We start from the raw sequence: 15,402 nt of genomic DNA, 5'->3' as shown, positions 1-15,402 counted from the left end.
CTGACCGGCAACGATGGAGATCCGGCTCCCGCCGGGTCCAGCACGGGGAGGACATCGTGATCGGACCGCTGCCCAGGCTGCACCGCATCGGCGTCCTGGCCGCCGTACTGCTCGTCTGTGCCGCCATCGGCGCCTGGCTGGGCTCGAGCCCGTCGATCCCCTTCCTCGTCGGCACGGGCCTCGTCGGCGGTGCGGCCGTGGGGGCCGTGGCGGCCTACGCACTGCTCCACCAGCCGCACACCCACGACAGCCGCCCGCGCCACCGGCACCGCTGACCCGTCCGCGGGCGCCGGGTGGGCGCTGTTAGCGTCCCGACCGTGTCCGCCGAGCCCGACTGCCTCTCCCCCGCGTCGCGGCGCGGGATCATCCGTGACTCCCTCGCAGTGGGCCTCGCCACCGGCGCGTACGGCATCTCGTTCGGCGCCATCTCCGTCGCCTCCGGGCTGAGCGTGCTCCAGACCTGCGCGCTGTCGCTGCTGATGTTCACCGGCGCGTCGCAGTTCGCCCTGGTGGGGGTGGTCGCTGCCGGTGGCGCTCCGCTGTCAGGCACGGCGACCGCCCTTCTGCTCGGCACCCGCAACACCCTCTACGGCTTGCGGATGGCCCCGCTCCTCCGCTTCCGCGGCGTACGCCGATTGGCCGCCGCGCACGTGCTGATCGACGAGTCGACCGCGATGTCGGTGACCCGCGACTCCACACCAGCCGCGCGACTGGGCTTCGTCACGACCGGCGTCTCAGTGCTGGTCCTGTGGAACCTGGCCACCCTGGCCGGCGCGATCGCGGGCAACGCGCTGGGCGACCCCCGCCGCTACGGGCTCGACGCCGCGGTGGGTGGCGCGTTCCTGGCCCTGCTGTGGCCGAGGCTCGGCGACCCGAGCCACCGGATGGTCGCCGTGCTCGCCGTCGCGGTGGCACTGGGTCTCGTGCCCTTCGCCGCAGCCGGCGTCCCGGTGCTTGCCGCGGGCGGGGTGGCGCTGCTCGCCGGCGCGCTGCTGACCCGTTGGGGCACGAGGGAGGGCGACGCCTGATGTGGACCGCGGTGCTGCTGGCCTGCCTCGGCTGCTACCTGCTCAAGCTCGCCGGCCTCTCGGTGCCGTCACACGTGCTCGAGCGGCCTGTGGTCGCTCGCATCGCCGACCTGATGCCGGTGGCCCTGCTGGCCGCCCTGGTCGGCGTGCAGGTCTTCGCGGCCGGACAGAGCCTCGTGCTCGACGCCCGCGCCGCCGGCCTCGCCTTCGCGGTGGTCGCGCTGCTGCTGCGTGCCCCGTTCCTGGTGGTGGTCTTCGGGTCGGCGCTCACCGCCGCGCTGCTGCGCGTGGTGGTCTAGCCCGACCGCTGGGCCCCGAGACCGGGCTCAGAGGTCGAGAACGTGCTCCAGGCCCACCGTGAGACCGGGGCGGGAGGCGATGGCGCGCAGCCCGGCCAGCACGCCGGGGGTGAACGACGCCCGGTCGAGCGAGTCGTGGCGGATGGTCAGCGTCTCCCCCAGTCCACCGAGAAGCACCTCCTGGTGGGCCACCAGCCCACGCACCCGCACGCTGTGCACCGCGATGCCGTCCACGTCGGCCCCCCGGGCCCCGTCGAGCGCGGTGGTGGTCGCGTCGGGCATCGGTGCGCTGCCCGCCTCGCGACGGGCCCGGGCGACGAGCTCCGCCGTACGCCGCGCGGTCCCCGACGGCGCGTCGGCCTTGTCGGGATGGTGCAGCTCGACCACCTCGACGGACTCGAAGAACGGTGCGGCCGTCGCGGCGAACCGCATCATCAGGATCGCGCCGATGGAGAAGTTGGGCGCCACCAGGACACCGACCGAGGGCGCGTCGGCCAGCCAGCGCCGGAGGGTGTCCAAGCGGCCGTCGTCGAAGCCGGTGGTGCCGACGACGGCATGGATGCCGTGCTCGATGCAGAAGCGCAGGTTGTCCATCACCACGCCGGGGTGGGTGAAGTCGACCACGGCGTCAGCCCCTGCCGACACCAGCGCGTCGAGGGAGTCACCGGCGTCGATGCGCGCAACGAGCTCGGTGTCAGGCGCCGCCTCGACGGCCCGGCAGACCTCGGACCCCACCTTGCCGAGGGCACCCAGCACACCGACCTTGATCGTCTCGCTCACCCGCCCAACCTAGTGGCAGACGGCGCGGCGACGGGGACACGGCGACGCCGCGAGACCCGTGGCAGACGACCGGGCGCCGCACATGGGAGGCTGGTGCCATGTCTGTGCAGACCATTCCGCCTCGGATCAAGTGGGCGGTGGACGTGATCGATGTCCGGCCCGACGACCAGGTGCTCGAGATCGGGTGCGGCCCGGGCGCCGGAGCGGAGCTCATCTGCTCGCGGCTCGAGACCGGCAAGCTCTTCGCCATCGACCGCTCGGAGTCGGGCGTCGACCGCACCAAGCGGCGCAACGCCAAGTACGTCGACGCCGGGCGGCTGGTCGTCCGCCAGATCGACCTGGCCACGCTGCGCGTCCCGGTCAAGCGCCTCAACAAGGTCTTCGCCTTCAACGTCAACCTCTTCTGGGTGCGCGGCTGCGACGACGAGGTGGCGCTGCTGCACGAGCGCCTGGTGCCCGGCGGCGCGGTCTACCTGTTCTACGAGGCCAACCGCCCCGAGCTCGTGCCGCGCATCGTCGAGAAGGCCTCCGCCGCGCTCGCCAAGGCGGGCTTCCGCATCTCCATCGTCGAGCAGAAGGCCCCGCCGGTCATCGGCATCGTGGGTCGTCGCTGACGCCTGACGGTCCGGCCCTATGGGCCGACGACGGCGAGGATCTCGGGCTGGGTGAACAGCTCGGCGGCGAGGCTGCGCACCTCCTCGAGGGTCACGCCCTCGATGCGGGCCAGCACCTCGTCGAGGGTCAGCAGCTCGTCGTGGATCAGCTCGGCCTTGCCCAGCCGTGACATCCGCGACCCGGAGTCCTCCAGGCCGAGCACCAGGCCGCCGCGGAGCTGGCCGATGCCGCGCTCGAGCTCGACGGCGGTGATGCCGTCGGCGGCCACCTTGGCGAGCTCCCGCCGGACCACTGCCAGCACGTCGTCGACCTTGCCGGGCAGGCACCCCACGGACACCCCGACCAGGCCGGCGTCGGCGTGGTGGCTGGCGAAGGAGTAGATCGAGTAGGCCAGCCCGCGGCGCTCGCGCACCTCCTGGAACAGCCGCGACGAGGTGCCCCCACCCAGTGCGGTGTTGAGCACACCGAGGGCGAAGCGCCGGTCGTCGCGCCGGGTCAGCCCGCCGACACCGAGCACCAGGTTGACCTGCTCGAAGGGCTTCGTCGTCGCCGACGTGCCGGGGTGCACCCGGCGGGCACGTGCTGCGCGGCGCGGGCGCACCGGGGCCTCGTCGCGATCGAGGAAGCCCTGGCGCGAGAAGGCCTTCCGCACCTGGCGCACGACGCTGGCGTGGTCGAGGTTGCCCGCGACCGCCACCACCATGTTGGCCGGGCGATAGTGCTTGCGGTGGAACCGCACGATCTGGTCCCGGGTCAGGCCCGCGATCGACTCGTGACTGCCGGCGATCGGTCGGCCCAGGGGCGAGTCGCCCCACGCCTGCAGGGCGAAGAGGTTGTGCACCACGTCGTCGGGGTCGTCGTCGTGCATCGCGATCTCGTCGAGGATCACCTCGCGCTCGGCGTCGACGTCCTCGACCGTCATCAGCGAGTTCGTGATCATGTCGCCCAGGACGTCGACGGCCAGCGGCAGGTCGTCGTCGAGCACCCGGGCGTGGAAGCAGGTGTACTCCTTCGCGGTGAACGCGTTGAACTCACCGCCTACCTCGTCGAGGGCGACCGAGATGTCGAGTGCGGTGCGCTCGCGGGTGCCCTTGAAGAGCAGGTGCTCGAGGAAGTGCGAGCAGCCGTGCAGGGTGGGGGCCTCGTCGCGCGAGCCCACTCCCACCCACACGCCGATGCTGGCCGAGCGCACCCCGGCCAGCTGCTCGGTGACGACCCGCAGGCCGCCGGGCAGGAGCGTACGACGCACGCGTGATGTCACCTGGCCGTCGCTGCCCTTCACCGTCTGCAGGGTGCGGGTGGATCCGACCGGCTGGGACGCCACTGCCTGGGAAAGGGCCGACCGGCCAGCAGAAGCCTGCTGGCCGGTCGGACCGCTGTTGGAGCGTGTGGTCACTCTGAGTCAGTCGCCTCGACGGTCTCAGTGTCGGTGTCGGCCGGCGCCTCGGAGCCGGACTCGTCGACGACCGGGATCAGCGACAGCTTGCCGCGGTCGTCGATCTCGCCGATCTCGACCTGGATCTTCTGACCCACCGAGACGACGTCCTCGACGTTGTCGACTCGCTTGCCGCCGGCGAGGCCACGCAGCTTGCTGATGTGCAGCAGGCCGTCCTTGCCGGGCATGAGCGAGACGAACGCACCGAAGTTGGTCGTCTTGACGACGGTGCCGAGGTAGCGCTCGCCGACCTTGGGCATCGTCGGGTTGGCGATCGCGTTGACCATGGCGCGGGCAGCCTCGGCCGCCTCGCCGTTGGTTGCACCGATGTAGACCGTGCCGTCGTCCTCGATGGACAGCGACGCGCCCGTGTCGTCCTGGATCTGGTTGATGATCTTGCCCTTGGGGCCGATGACCTCACCGATCTTGTCGACCGGCACCCGCACGCTGATGATGCGCGGCGCGTGCACCGACATCTCCTCGGGCTCGTCGATGGCCTCGTTCATGACATCGAGGATCGCGTGGCGAGCGTCGCGGGCCTGGTCGAGCGCCGCGGCGAGCACCTCCGCCGGGATGCCGTCGAGCTTGGTGTCGAGCTGGAGCGCGGTGACGAACTCCCTGGTGCCGGCGACCTTGAAGTCCATGTCGCCGAAGGCGTCCTCGGCACCGAGGATGTCGGTGAGGGCGACGTACTCGGTCTTGCCGTCGATCTCGGCCGAGATGAGGCCCATGGCGATGCCGGCGACCGGCGCCTTGAGGGGCACACCAGCCTGCAGCAGCGACATGGTCGAGGCGCAGACCGAGCCCATCGAGGTGGAGCCGTTGGAGCCCATGGCCTCGGAGAGCTGGCGGATCGCGTACGGGAACGTCTCGCGGTCGGGCAGCACCGGCAGGAGGGCGCGGCGCGCGAGCGCACCGTGGCCGACCTCGCGGCGCTTCGGCGAGCCGACGCGACCCGTCTCACCCGTGGAGAACGGCGGGAAGACGTACTTGTGCATGTAGCGGCGCGTCTTCTCCGGGGAGAGCGTGTCGAGCTTCTGCTCGAGCGTCAGCATGTTCAGCGTGGTGACACCCAGGATCTGGGTCTCGCCGCGCTCGAACAGGGCCGAGCCGTGGACCCGCGGGATGAGGCCGACCTCGGCGTGCAGCGGCCGGATGTCGGCCGGCCCGCGGCCGTCGATGCGGACCTTGTCGCGCAGCACGCGCTCGCGGACGAGCGCCTTGTTGAGCGAGCGGAACGCGGCGCCGATCTCCTTCTCGCGGCCCTCGAACTTGGCGCCGAGGGACTCGAGCAGACCGGCCTTGATCTCGTCGATCTTCTGCTCGCGCTCCAGCTTGTCCCCGATGGTCATCGCGTCGGCGGTGGGCGCCTTGACGGCGCTCTCGACGGCGGCGTAGACGTCGTCCTCGTAGTCGAGGAAGACCGGGAAGTCCTGGACCGGCTTGGCGGCGACGTTGGCCAGCTCGACCTGCGCCTCGCACAGCTGCTTGATGAACGGCTTGGCGGCGTCGAGGCCGCCGGCCACGACCGACTCGGTCGGTGCCTGGGTGCCGGACTGGACGAGCTCGAAGGTCTGCTCGGTGGCCTCGGCCTCGACCATCATGATCGCGACGTCACCGGTCTCGGTCACCCGGCCGGCGACCACCATGTCGAAGACGGCGTTCTCGAGCTGCGAGTGCGACGGGAACGCGACCCACTGGCCCTCGATGAGGGCGACGCGGACGGCGCCGACCGGGCCGGAGAACGGCAGGCCGGAGAGCTGGGTCGACAGCGACGCGGCGTTGATGGCCAGGACGTCGTAGGGCTGGTCGGGGTCGAGCGCCAGCACCGTGATGACGACCTGGACCTCGTTGCGGAGGCCCTTCTTGAACGTCGGGCGGAGCGGGCGGTCGATGAGGCGGCAGGTGAGGATCGCGTCCTCGCCCGGGCGGCCCTCGGACCGGAAGAAGGAGCCGGGGATCTGGCCCACGGCGTACATCCGCTCCTCGACGTCGATCGTCAGGGGGAAGAAGTCGAAGTGGTCCTTGGGCTGCTTGCCGGCCGTGGTGGCCGAGAGCAGCATGGTCTCGTCATCGAGGTAGGCGGTCACCGAGCCGGCGGCCTGGCGGGCCAGGAGGCCCGTCTCGAACTTGACGGTGCGGGTTCCGTGCTTGCCGTTGTCGAGCACGGTCTCTACAGCAGAGATTTCTGGTTCCACGAAGGTGGTCCCTTTCATGTACGCGGAGCGACCACGCGCGTGACCTGGGATGAGCAGGCTGACCTGCTGGAATGTGCCGGTCTTCGATCGAGGCCCGCAGGACCGTGGTCCTGAGAGCCACTACCGAGGACCGGGCGGCGTTCGCGGGTCGCTCCTGGAGTGGTGAGTGTTCAGTTGTCGCAGTCGACCCTACTGGTCGGCTGCGGGTGTTTCGATGGTGCAGCACGGGGTGATGCAGCAGGAGCGGCCGCCCGATGGGCGACCGCTCCGGATGTCATCGGCGCAGGCCGAGCTTCTCGACGATCGAGCGGTAGCGCTCGATGTCGGTCTTCTGCAGGTAGTTGAGCAGACGACGGCGCTGGCCCACGAGCAGCAGCAGGCCACGACGGCTGTGGTGGTCGTGCTTGTGCGTCTTGAGGTGCTCGGTGAGGTGGCTGATGCGGTGGCTCAGCAGAGCGACCTGCACCTCGGGCGAGCCGGTGTCGCCCTCGGTCGTGGCGTGCTCGGCGATGATCTTCTTCTTGGTCTCCGCGTCGGTACCGATCGACATGGGGGTTCCTTCCGGTCTCGTTGCGCGGCGCGCCGGGCAGGATGCCCGGGCTCTCTGGATCCGCGGCCGTTCGTACGGCATGTCCCACCGGAGTGGGCAACCCAAGGAGACTAGCAACGACGGCGCCCGGCCCCCAAAACGCTGGAGGGCCGGGCGCCGGCTGTGCGTGTCAGGCGCGTGTCAGGCGCGTCTCAGACCGCCGGGGGCGGGGGCGGGTCGGTCTCCGTCCGGCGCTCGGTCGTGGCCTGACGGCCCTGCGCGTCGGTGGAGGTCGCGACGGTGGTGTGGCGACGGCGGGCGTTGAGCTGCACTGCCGTGAGGACGATGACCAGGACCCCGGCCGCAGCCAGGATCCAGCCCACCATGGTCAGGTCGATCGCCTCGACCGCGTCCTGCACGGCGAGCGCCAGGATCAGGCCCAGAGCGAGCAGGAAGACACCAAGTCCGTAACCCATGGATTCTCCACTTCATCGAGGATGGTGTCGCGAGAGTAAGCCGCGCACGGCCCACAGGGCCATCACCGGGCCGCGTCGTCGCCCGACTTCTGCCCCGCCTTCCTCTTCTGCTCCTGCCCCGCCTTGTCCCGAGGGGTCTTCTCGGGCGTGGCCTCGGAGACCTCCGCCTCCGCCCGGTCGCCGTACGCCGCCTCCGGGATGCTCACCGACGGCACTTGGTCGAGCGGCGGGCGGGGGAAGGTGGGCGGCGTGTCAGAGGTCCAGGGCGACGGCATCCGGTCACAGCAGTAGCCCGCCGTGTCGTACTTAGCCTCCGGCATCGGGAAGGCGTTCCAGACCTTGCCGTTGACGTTGGTCCAGGGGTAGGCCCAGGTGCTGTAGTCGCCGCCCTGGACGAACTCGTCGACCTTGAGCGGTTTGCCGTCCTGGTCGAAGAGCTGGACGCCGACCAGCGGCTGGCCCTCGGCGTCGTAGGGGTAGATGTTGCTGACGTCGTTGCCGTTGCTGGTGATGCCGGCGCCGGAGGACACCGGGTCCGCCTGGGCGTAGCCGATGCTCTGCCAGGACACGTTGGGCAGGGACCCGAAGATCGGCACGATCATGACCACAGCGAGCACGTTCAGGGCCAGCAGCACGAGCCGAGCCAGACCCAACGCCCAGCCCGCGGCCGGCCACAGCCGACCTCGACCCAACTGGACGCTCAGCACGGCCGCGACGATCAGCAGCGGCCACTCCAGCCCGCCGAGCGTCGGCACCCAGGCCAAGTCGTAATTGCCGTCCAGGGCGTAGTCGAGCGTCTGCACCGCGACGTAGGCACGCAGCAACCACCACGCTGGCCGGAGCGAGGTCACGAACTCCCAGGGGGAACCGGGCAGCCCCGTGACCGCCCGGTCCCACCGCTCCCTCCCGAGGTCGAGCCTGGCGTCGATGGCCTCCCCGAGGGGGCGCCGATCCAGGGCCTTGCCCATCGCCGGGGGCAGGCCGGCAGCCCCGCGCAGCTCCTGGGCGTAGGCGACCGGCTCCCCCAGCGCCTCGACCCCGCGCTCGTCGACCAGGTCGGCGAGGTCGGCCTCCAGTCCGCCGGCCAGCTCCTCTCGCTCGTCCGGAGTGAGGTCGGCCAGCTGGGCCCTGACCGCGGAGGCGAACTGCGCCACCTCGGGCGCGATCGATGCGGTGTTCATGCGGGAACTCCTTGCAGGATGCCGGTGACGGTGGCGGAGAAGTGGGCCCAGTCGTCGGTCTGGCTCTTCAGCTGCGACCGGCCGGTGGGCGTGATGCCGTAGTACTTGCGGTGGGGACCCTCGTCGGACGGGACGACGTAGGACGTGAGCGCGCCGGCGGCGTAGAGCCGGCGCAAGGTGCCGTAGACCGAGGCGTCGCCCACGTCGTCGAGCCCGCCGGCGCGCAGGCGGCGTACGACGTCATAGCCGTAGCCGTCCTCTGCGTCGACGACCGCGAGCACCGCGAGGTCGAGCACCCCCTTGAGGAGCTGGGTGGTATCCATGCAGAGCACACTACTGCGCGAAGCGTAATAGTGTGCGGTGCGGAGGGCAGCGGCGTGTCGTGGGGGTGGAGGGGCTGGCTGACTGGCTGGCTGGCTAGCGGGCGCGCCTCATCGCCCGGTAGATCTCCCGCGCACCCATCGCCCGCTCGAGCTCGTCGGTGACCTCGGTGAAGAACTGCTTGCGGTAGGTCTCGTCCGTGACGGCGTACACCGTGAAGTAGAGGCCCGAGAACGACGCGAGGAACGTCGCGACCTGCACCAGCTCACGGCTGACCAGGGACTGGCCCAACAGCTGCGTCGGAGGTTCGCCGATCCAGCTCTCGATCACGTCGGGGTCCATCGTCACGGCTCCGAAGACGAGGAAGAACCCGAACACCGACAGCGACAGCAGCAGCACCTGGATCACCTGGCTGACCAGCAGCACGAGCACGAGGTTGCTGCGCTCGAGCCGCGTCATCGGCTCGTCGATGCCGGGACCGCCGTCGAGGCCGGTCCACGCCTCGAGCGGGGTGCCGCGGCAGGCGCTGCCGACCCGGTCGCCGTCGAGGCCGTCGTCCATGCGCGCGACCTCCTCGGGCAGCCGCACGAGCAGGAAGATCGTGGCCATCGCCGCGAAGAGCAGCACCGCCAGCCCCATCACTCCCCCGTCGAGGCTCCCGGCCACCATCCACACCTCGGTGTTGATGAAGAGGAAGGTCACGAACAGCAGGAGCAGCGGCAGCGCCCGGGTGGCCAGCTGGAACAGCATCCCCAGGCTCCGGAACGTACGCCGCCCCGCCCAGGCCGCGATCGGCCCGACCCGCAGCACCAGCAGCCCGTAGCCGAGGACCAGCACCAGCAGGACCTGCACGGCCGAGGAGATGCCGAGCGACACGTCGCCGTCCAACACCTGGGCCGCGACGATGCCGATCGCCACGGCCACGACCAGGACGCCGGAGGCGACGAGCACGAGCCGTTCGCGCGACAGCCGACTCGAGACCTCGTGGCGCACGTCGTCGACGAAGTAGGGCAGTCCGTTGGCCGCGAACCATCCCTCCGCCGCCCGCAGGTCAGCGGGCCCGGGGATACCGGCCCCGGTGCCCGGCTCAGGCACCCAGGATCTCCCGGGCTCGGCGTACGTCGTCGTGCATCGTCTCGATGAGGGCGTCGACCCCCTCGAACTTCACCATCCCGCGCAGCCGCTCGACGAAGGCGACCTCCACCTCGACGCCGTAGAGCTCGAGGTCGTCGCGGTCGAGAACGTAGGACTCCACCCGTCGCGCCCGCTCGCCGTCGAAGGTCGGGTTGGTGCCGACCGAGATGGCGGCGGGGTAGCACTCGCCGGTGTCGCGGCGGGTCAGCCATCCGGCGTAGACGCCGTCCGCGGGCGCCGCCTCGAGCGCCGAGGTGGGCACGTTGGCCGTCGGGAAGCCCAGCTCGCGGCCGCGCTTGTCGCCCTCCACGACGACCCCGGTCACGCTGAAGGGCCGGCCGAGCGCCTCGGCCGCCCCGGCCACGTCGCCGGCGGCCAGGCAGGTGCGGACGTAGGTCGAGGACCAGACCTGCGGTCCGCCGTCGAGGTCGACGCCCACGGCCTCGAAGCCCTCCTGCCCACCGAGCTCGCGCAGCAGGGCGACGTCACCCGATGCGCGGGTGCCGAACCTGAAGTTCGCCCCCACGACGACGGCGCGGACCGCGAGCGCCCGCACCAGGACCCGGTCGACGAACTCCCGCGGCGTCCACGCGGCCATCGACCGGTCGAAGGGCAGCACGAGCACGGCGTCGACGCCGGCGTCGGCGAGCAGGTCGACGCGGGTGGCGATGCTGGTGAGCTGCGGTGGGGCGTGCTCGGGTCGCAGCACGGACATGGGGTGCGGGTCGAACGTGACCGCCACCAGGGGCAGCCCCACCTCGTCGGCACGGGCGCGGGCCCGCGAGACGACCACGCGGTGGCCGCGGTGCAGCCCGTCGAAGTTGCCGATGACGACGGTGGTCGCGCCGAGGTCAGCGGGAATCTCGTCGAGGGATCGCCAGACAGGAAGCCGAAGACTCACGGCGTGCAGCCTAGGTCACGAAGACCGCCACCGGGCGGGCCCGGTCACCAGCCGGCTCGTACAGCGCGAGGAACTCACCGTCCGGCGCGAAGACCGCGCACAGGCCGGGCAGCGTCCGGTCGAGCTGCCGCCCGACACGCACGTCGGTGGCCTCCTCGGCGTCGAGCACCACGGACGCGAAGGTCGCCCGAGCTGTGTCCTCGAGCGACACCACGGCGAAGGACTCCGCAAGCTCCTCGAGCGTGTGCGCCACCGAGAGGCCGAACCTCCCGACGGCGGTACGCCGCAGCGCGGTCAGGTGCCCGCCGACGCCGAGCCGCTCCCCCAGATCGCGCGCGATCGCGCGGATGTAGGTGCCGCTGCTGCATCGCACGGACACCTCGACGTCGACGCACTGGTCGTCGGTCGCGGGTGAGACCTCGTGGACCGTCAGCTCGTGGATGCTGACCGGCCGCGCCGGCAGCTCGACCGCCTCACCGTCGCGCACTCGCTGGTAGGCCCGCTTGCCGTCGACCTTGATGGCGGAGACCGCGCTGGGCCGTTGCTCGATGTCGCCGACGAAGCCAGCCAGCACGGACCGGATCCGGGCCTCGTCGACCCCGCTCGCAGGGGTGCGCGTCAGCTCCTCGCCCTCGGCGTCGTCGGTCGTGGTGGTCATCCCGAGCCGGATGGTGGCGTCGTACGCCTTCTCCGTCTGCATCAGGTGGCCCAGCAGCCGGGTGGCCCGGCCGACACCGAGCACGAGCACCCCGGTCGCCATCGGGTCCAGCGTGCCGGCATGTCCCACCTTGCGGGTGCCGGCCAGCCGGCGGACGCGGGCGACCACGTCGTGCGACGTCATCCCGGCAGGCTTGTCGACGACGACCAGCCCCGTCGGGGCGGCCTCGGTCACGTGTCCTGTGACCGTGGCTCGTCGTCGCCCGGCTCGGCGCCGGCCTCGTCTTCCGTCTCGTCCGCGACGTCGAGGTCGCGCGGCTTCTTGTAGGGATCGGTCTCGCCGGCGAACTGGGCGCTCGCCCGCTGGGCGGCGACCTCCTCGTCGGCCGCTCGCGCGGCCGCCAGCACCTCGTCGAGGTGTCGGGCGTTCTCGGGGAGGGCGTCGCGGATGAACTCGATCGACGGCGAGTGCCGCATGCCCAGCTGCTTGGCGACCTCGGAGCGGATCAGCCCCTTGGCCGACTCGAGCGCCGCGGCGGTCCCGGCGACCTCGGCCTCGTCGCCGAACACCGTGTAGAAGACCGTGGCCTGCTGGGTGTCGCCGGTGACCCGCACATCGGTGATGGTCACGAACCCCAGCCGCGGGTCCTTGATCCGACGCTCGAGCATCTCCGCCACGATCACCTGGATCCGATCGGCGATCTTGCGAACACGAGGGCTAGCCATGGTCTTCTCCTTCTGCCGAGCGCGTTCCCGCGCCCATGATGCCCTCGGAGCGCCGGGCCCGATCCGTACGGCGCGGGCGGCGGCTGCCGAGCGAGCATGGATGGGACTGGCCCCCTCGTCGCGAGGGACGAGCGACGAGGGTGGATTGCGAGCGAGGCTGCCGCCCGCGCCGGACCGAAGCCCGGCGCGGGCGCAGTGACCTACGCGCGCGGGATCTCGCGCATCTCGAACGACTCGACGATGTCGCCGATCTTGATGTCCTGGAAGTTCCTCAGGACCAGACCACACTCGAAGCCCTCGCGGACCTCCGACGCGTCGTCCTTCTCGCGGCGCAGCGACGAGAGGTCGAGGTTGTCGGCCACGACCGCGCCATCGCGCAGCACTCGCACCTTGGCGTTGCGGCGGATGACACCCGAGGTGACCATGCAGCCCGCGATGTTTCCGGACTTGGACGAGCGGAAGATCTCGCGGATCTCCGCCTGCCCCAGGGTCGACTCCTCGAACTCGGGCTTGAGCATGCCCTTGAGCGCTGCCTCGATCTCCTCGATCGCCTGGTAGATGACCGAGTAGTAGCGAATCTCGACACCTTCCTTGTCAGCCATCTGGCCCGCCTTGCCCTGAGGCCTGACGTTGAAGCCGATGATGATGGCGTCGGAGGCGGCAGCGAGGTCGACGTTGGTCTCGGTGATCGCACCGACACCGCGGTCGATGACCCGGAGGCTGACCTCCTCGCCGACGTCGATCTGGGCCAGCGAGTCCTCGAGGGCCTCGACCGAACCGGACACGTCGCCCTTGAGGATGAGGTTGAGCTCCTGGCTCTCGCCCTTCTCCATGGAGGCCATGAAGTCCTCGAGAGTACGACGCACGCGGCGCTTGGCCTGCATGGCCGCCCGCTCGCGGGCCTCACGCTTCTCGGCGATCTGGCGCGCCATCCGGTCGTCGTCGACCACGATGAAGTTCTGGCCGGCACCCGGGACAGCGGTGAGACCGAGAACCATGGCCGGACGCGAAGGGTCGGCCTCGGTGATGTTGTCGCCGTGCTCGTCGAGCATGGCGCGCACCCGGCCGTAGCCGGCGCCCGCCACGATCGAGTCGCCGACGCGCAGCGTGCCGCGCTGGACCAGCACCGTGGCCACCGGACCGCGACCGCGGTCCAGGTGCGCCTCGATGACCAGGCCCTGGGCGTCCTGTTCGGGGTTGGCCCGCAGGTCGAGTGACGCGTCGGCAGTCAGGACGACGGCCTCGAGCAGCTTGTCCAGGTTGAGCCCGGCCTTGGCCGAGACGTCGACGAACATCGCGTCGCCGCCGTACTCCTCGGGGATGAGGCCGTACTCGGTGAGCTGGCCGCGCACCTTCGTCGGGTCGGCGTCTTCCTTGTCGATCTTGTTGACCGCGACCACGATCGGCACACCGGCCGCCTTGGCGTGGTTGAGCGCCTCGACCGTCTGCGGCATCACACCGTCGTCGGCGGCCACCACGAGGATCGCGATGTCGGTCGCCTGGGCACCACGCGCACGCATGGCGGTGAACGCCTCGTGACCCGGGGTGTCGATGAGGGTGATGCGACGGTCGGTGCCGTCGACCTCGGTGTGGACCTGGTAGGCGCCGATGTGCTGGGTGATGCCACCGGCCTCCTTGTCGACCTGGTTGGCGTCACGCAGTGCGTCGAGGAGCTTGGTCTTTCCGTGGTCGACGTGACCCATGACGGTGACGACCGGCGGCCTGATGACCAGGTCGCCCTCGTCGCCCTCGTCGGAGCCGAAGTCGATGTCGAAGGACTCGAGCAGCTCGCGGTCCTCGTCCTCGGGAGAGACGACCTCGACGACGTAGTTGAGCTCCTCGCCGAGCAGCTCGAACGTCTCGTCGTTGACCGACTCGGTGGCCGTGACCATCTCGCCCAGGCTGAACAGCATCTGGACCAGGGCAGCAGCGTCGACGCCGATCTTGTCGGCGAAGTCGGTCAGGGACGAGCCCCGAGCCAGCCGGACGGTCTCGCCGTCGCCCTTGCGGACGCGCACGCCACCGATCGTCGGGGCCTGCATGGCCTCGAACTCCTGGCGACGGGCCCGCTTGGACTTGCGGCCTCGACGCGAGGGGCCACCGGGGCGCCCGAAGGCTCCCTGGGTCTGGCCACGCTGGCCGGGACGACCGCCGCCGGGGCGACCGCCACCGCTGGGGCCGAAGCCGCCGGGACGTCCCGGAGCACCGGCTCCGGCACCGCCGCCGGGCGCACCGCGACCGGGAGCGCCGCCACGGCCGGGAGCACCGCCGGGGCCACCGCGACCGGGAGCTCCGCCGGGGCCACCGCGACCTGCCGGGGCACGGCCGCCTGGGCCGGCACCGAACGCGGCCGGGGACTTGGGCATCATCGCCGGGTTGGGGCGCGGCATGCCCGGGCGAGCCGGGACGCCGCCTTCGCGTGCCGCCGGAGGACGCGGCGGTCGCTGCTGGTCGTCGGCCGCGGGCGGGGCTGCGGGAGCGGCTGGACGTCGACCCATGCCCTGGCTGGGCGCGAACGGGTTGTTGCCGGGGCGCGGGGTGCCACCGGGCTTGCCGACCGGGCGCGGGGCCGGGGCCTTCGGCGTGGCACCGGCGGTGGGGGCCTCGGCGGCGGGCGCCTCGGGCGCTGCGACCTCGGCGGCCGGGGCCTCCGGTGTCGTGTCAGCAACCGGGGCGGCCTTGGGGCCGGGCTTGGGGCCGGGGCGCGGCGCAGACGACGCCGTGCTCGCGGCGGCGGCTGCCGGGGTCTCGGCCGGCGTCTCGGCCGGGGCCGCCACTGCGGCCTCGGGGGCGGGTGCGGCCTCGGGGGCCGGCGCGGCGGCCTTCGCGGCCGGCGCCTTGCGGGCCGGCTTCGCGGCCTCCTCGGCGGGGGCGGCGGGCGCCGGGGCCGCTGCGGCCCTCAGCTCGTCGCCGTACTGCTTCTTGAAGCGCATCTCGACGGGGGGTTCGACCGTCGACGATGCCGACTTGACGAACTCCCCCATCTCCTTGAGCTTCTCGAGAACGAACTTGCTCTCGACGTCGAACTCCTTGGCGAGTTCGTGGACTCGGGTCTTTGCCACGTTGGAACGCTGCTCCTTCTGGTCCGAGCCCCAGAAGGATGGGGTGATTCGGAACCGTTA

The 15,402-nt window shown here is 71.3% G+C and carries 16 protein-coding genes; 4 read left to right on the top strand and 12 right to left on the bottom strand.

Annotated elements, in window-relative coordinates:
* Window positions 1-56: 56 nt before the first annotated feature.
* The 3 genes from ACP7BP_RS08230 to ACP7BP_RS08220 are packed head-to-tail and all read left to right on the top strand — an operon-like array spanning window position 57 to window position 1,327.
* Entirely contained in the window at window positions 57-275 is a 219-nt protein-coding gene (locus ACP7BP_RS08230; protein WP_426244086.1) for a hypothetical protein, read from the top strand.
* Between the two features lie 42 nt (window positions 276-317).
* Complete coding sequence (locus ACP7BP_RS08225) at window positions 318-1,028, top strand: AzlC family ABC transporter permease (protein ID WP_426244085.1); 711 nt, start codon at window positions 318-320, stop codon at window positions 1,026-1,028.
* Window positions 1,028-1,327: an AzlD domain-containing protein gene (locus ACP7BP_RS08220; RefSeq protein WP_426244084.1), complete on the top strand. Its 300-nt coding sequence runs from the start codon at window positions 1,028-1,030 to the stop codon at window positions 1,325-1,327. Before ACP7BP_RS08225 ends, ACP7BP_RS08220 begins: the two co-directional genes overlap by 1 nt.
* A gap of 27 nt (window positions 1,328-1,354) precedes the next feature.
* Here the strand turns inward: ACP7BP_RS08220 and dapB are convergent, their stop codons facing one another.
* Window positions 1,355-2,107, bottom strand: a complete 753-nt coding sequence (dapB, locus tag ACP7BP_RS08215; protein WP_426244083.1) for a 4-hydroxy-tetrahydrodipicolinate reductase — start codon at window positions 2,105-2,107, stop codon at window positions 1,355-1,357.
* Window positions 2,108-2,205: 98 nt separating this feature from the next.
* Here dapB and ACP7BP_RS08210 point away from each other — a divergent pair, with 98 nt between their 5' ends.
* On the top strand, window positions 2,206-2,721 hold the full coding sequence (locus ACP7BP_RS08210; RefSeq protein ID WP_426244082.1) for a class I SAM-dependent methyltransferase: 516 nt from the start codon (window positions 2,206-2,208) through the stop codon (window positions 2,719-2,721).
* A 17-nt stretch (window positions 2,722-2,738) separates the two neighbouring features.
* Here ACP7BP_RS08210 and ACP7BP_RS08205 read toward each other — a convergent pair whose 3' ends face one another.
* From ACP7BP_RS08205 to infB, 11 genes are all read right to left on the bottom strand, one after another.
* Window positions 2,739-4,004, bottom strand: coding sequence for a M16 family metallopeptidase (locus ACP7BP_RS08205; RefSeq protein ID WP_426244081.1), 1,266 nt, complete (start codon window positions 4,002-4,004; stop codon window positions 2,739-2,741).
* A 110-nt stretch (window positions 4,005-4,114) separates the two neighbouring features.
* Window positions 4,115-6,373: a polyribonucleotide nucleotidyltransferase gene (locus ACP7BP_RS08200; protein ID WP_426244080.1), complete on the bottom strand. Its 2,259-nt coding sequence runs from the start codon at window positions 6,371-6,373 to the stop codon at window positions 4,115-4,117.
* Window positions 6,374-6,629: 256 nt separating this feature from the next.
* On the bottom strand, window positions 6,630-6,905 hold the full coding sequence (rpsO, locus tag ACP7BP_RS08195; RefSeq protein ID WP_426244079.1) for a 30S ribosomal protein S15: 276 nt from the start codon (window positions 6,903-6,905) through the stop codon (window positions 6,630-6,632).
* A gap of 191 nt (window positions 6,906-7,096) precedes the next feature.
* Complete coding sequence (locus ACP7BP_RS08190; RefSeq protein ID WP_426244078.1) at window positions 7,097-7,360, bottom strand: DUF6458 family protein; 264 nt, start codon at window positions 7,358-7,360, stop codon at window positions 7,097-7,099.
* A gap of 62 nt (window positions 7,361-7,422) precedes the next feature.
* Complete coding sequence (locus ACP7BP_RS08185) at window positions 7,423-8,541, bottom strand: hypothetical protein (RefSeq protein WP_426244077.1); 1,119 nt, start codon at window positions 8,539-8,541, stop codon at window positions 7,423-7,425.
* Entirely contained in the window at window positions 8,538-8,864 is a 327-nt protein-coding gene (locus tag ACP7BP_RS08180) for a PadR family transcriptional regulator (RefSeq protein ID WP_426244076.1), read from the bottom strand. Before ACP7BP_RS08180 ends, ACP7BP_RS08185 begins: the two co-directional genes overlap by 4 nt.
* A 94-nt stretch (window positions 8,865-8,958) precedes the next feature.
* Entirely contained in the window at window positions 8,959-9,957 is a 999-nt protein-coding gene (locus tag ACP7BP_RS08175; RefSeq protein WP_426244075.1) for a hypothetical protein, read from the bottom strand.
* Window positions 9,950-10,897 carry a bifunctional riboflavin kinase/FAD synthetase gene (locus tag ACP7BP_RS08170; RefSeq protein WP_426244074.1) on the bottom strand — a complete coding sequence of 316 codons (948 nt, stop codon included), beginning with the start codon at window positions 10,895-10,897 and terminating at the stop codon, window positions 9,950-9,952. The genes ACP7BP_RS08175 and ACP7BP_RS08170 overlap by 8 nt, the downstream gene beginning before the upstream one ends.
* Before the next feature lie 10 nt (window positions 10,898-10,907).
* A complete protein-coding gene (gene truB, locus ACP7BP_RS08165; protein ID WP_426244073.1) occupies window positions 10,908-11,789 on the bottom strand; it encodes a tRNA pseudouridine(55) synthase TruB in 882 nt (293 codons plus the stop codon).
* The gene (rbfA, locus tag ACP7BP_RS08160; RefSeq protein WP_426244072.1) at window positions 11,786-12,280 is read right to left on the bottom strand and encodes a 30S ribosome-binding factor RbfA; all 495 of its coding nucleotides are present in this window, start codon (window positions 12,278-12,280) and stop codon (window positions 11,786-11,788) included. Before rbfA ends, truB begins: the two co-directional genes overlap by 4 nt.
* Window positions 12,281-12,480: 200 nt before the next feature.
* A complete protein-coding gene (infB, locus tag ACP7BP_RS08155; protein WP_426244071.1) occupies window positions 12,481-15,342 on the bottom strand; it encodes a translation initiation factor IF-2 in 2,862 nt (953 codons plus the stop codon).
* Window positions 15,343-15,402: the final 60 nt, after the last annotated feature.

The organism is Nocardioides sp. LHG3406-4, assembly GCF_049897745.1.
In the GTDB taxonomy this organism is placed as follows: domain Bacteria; phylum Actinomycetota; class Actinomycetes; order Propionibacteriales; family Nocardioidaceae; genus Nocardioides.
The sequence above is the reverse complement of the archived record's forward strand: the minus strand, read 5'-3'. Positions and strand labels throughout refer to the sequence as shown.

Bases quoted from the DNA above. Each gene is read 5' to 3' on its own strand.
- ACP7BP_RS08220 (WP_426244084.1), top strand. From the start codon at position 1,028: ATGTGGACCGCGGTGCTGCTGGCCTGCCTCGGCTGCTACCTGCTCAAG.
- ACP7BP_RS08210 (WP_426244082.1), top strand. From the start codon at position 2,206: ATGTCTGTGCAGACCATTCCGCCTCGGATCAAGTGGGCGGTGGACGTG.
- ACP7BP_RS08200 (WP_426244080.1), bottom strand. From the start codon at position 6,373: ATGAAAGGGACCACCTTCGTGGAACCAGAAATCTCTGCTGTAGAGACC.
- rpsO (WP_426244079.1), bottom strand. From the start codon at position 6,905: ATGTCGATCGGTACCGACGCGGAGACCAAGAAGAAGATCATCGCCGAG.
- ACP7BP_RS08190 (WP_426244078.1), bottom strand. From the start codon at position 7,360: ATGGGTTACGGACTTGGTGTCTTCCTGCTCGCTCTGGGCCTGATCCTG.
- ACP7BP_RS08185 (WP_426244077.1), bottom strand. From the start codon at position 8,541: ATGAACACCGCATCGATCGCGCCCGAGGTGGCGCAGTTCGCCTCCGCG.
- ACP7BP_RS08180 (WP_426244076.1), bottom strand. From the start codon at position 8,864: ATGGATACCACCCAGCTCCTCAAGGGGGTGCTCGACCTCGCGGTGCTC.
- rbfA (WP_426244072.1), bottom strand. From the start codon at position 12,280: ATGGCTAGCCCTCGTGTTCGCAAGATCGCCGATCGGATCCAGGTGATC.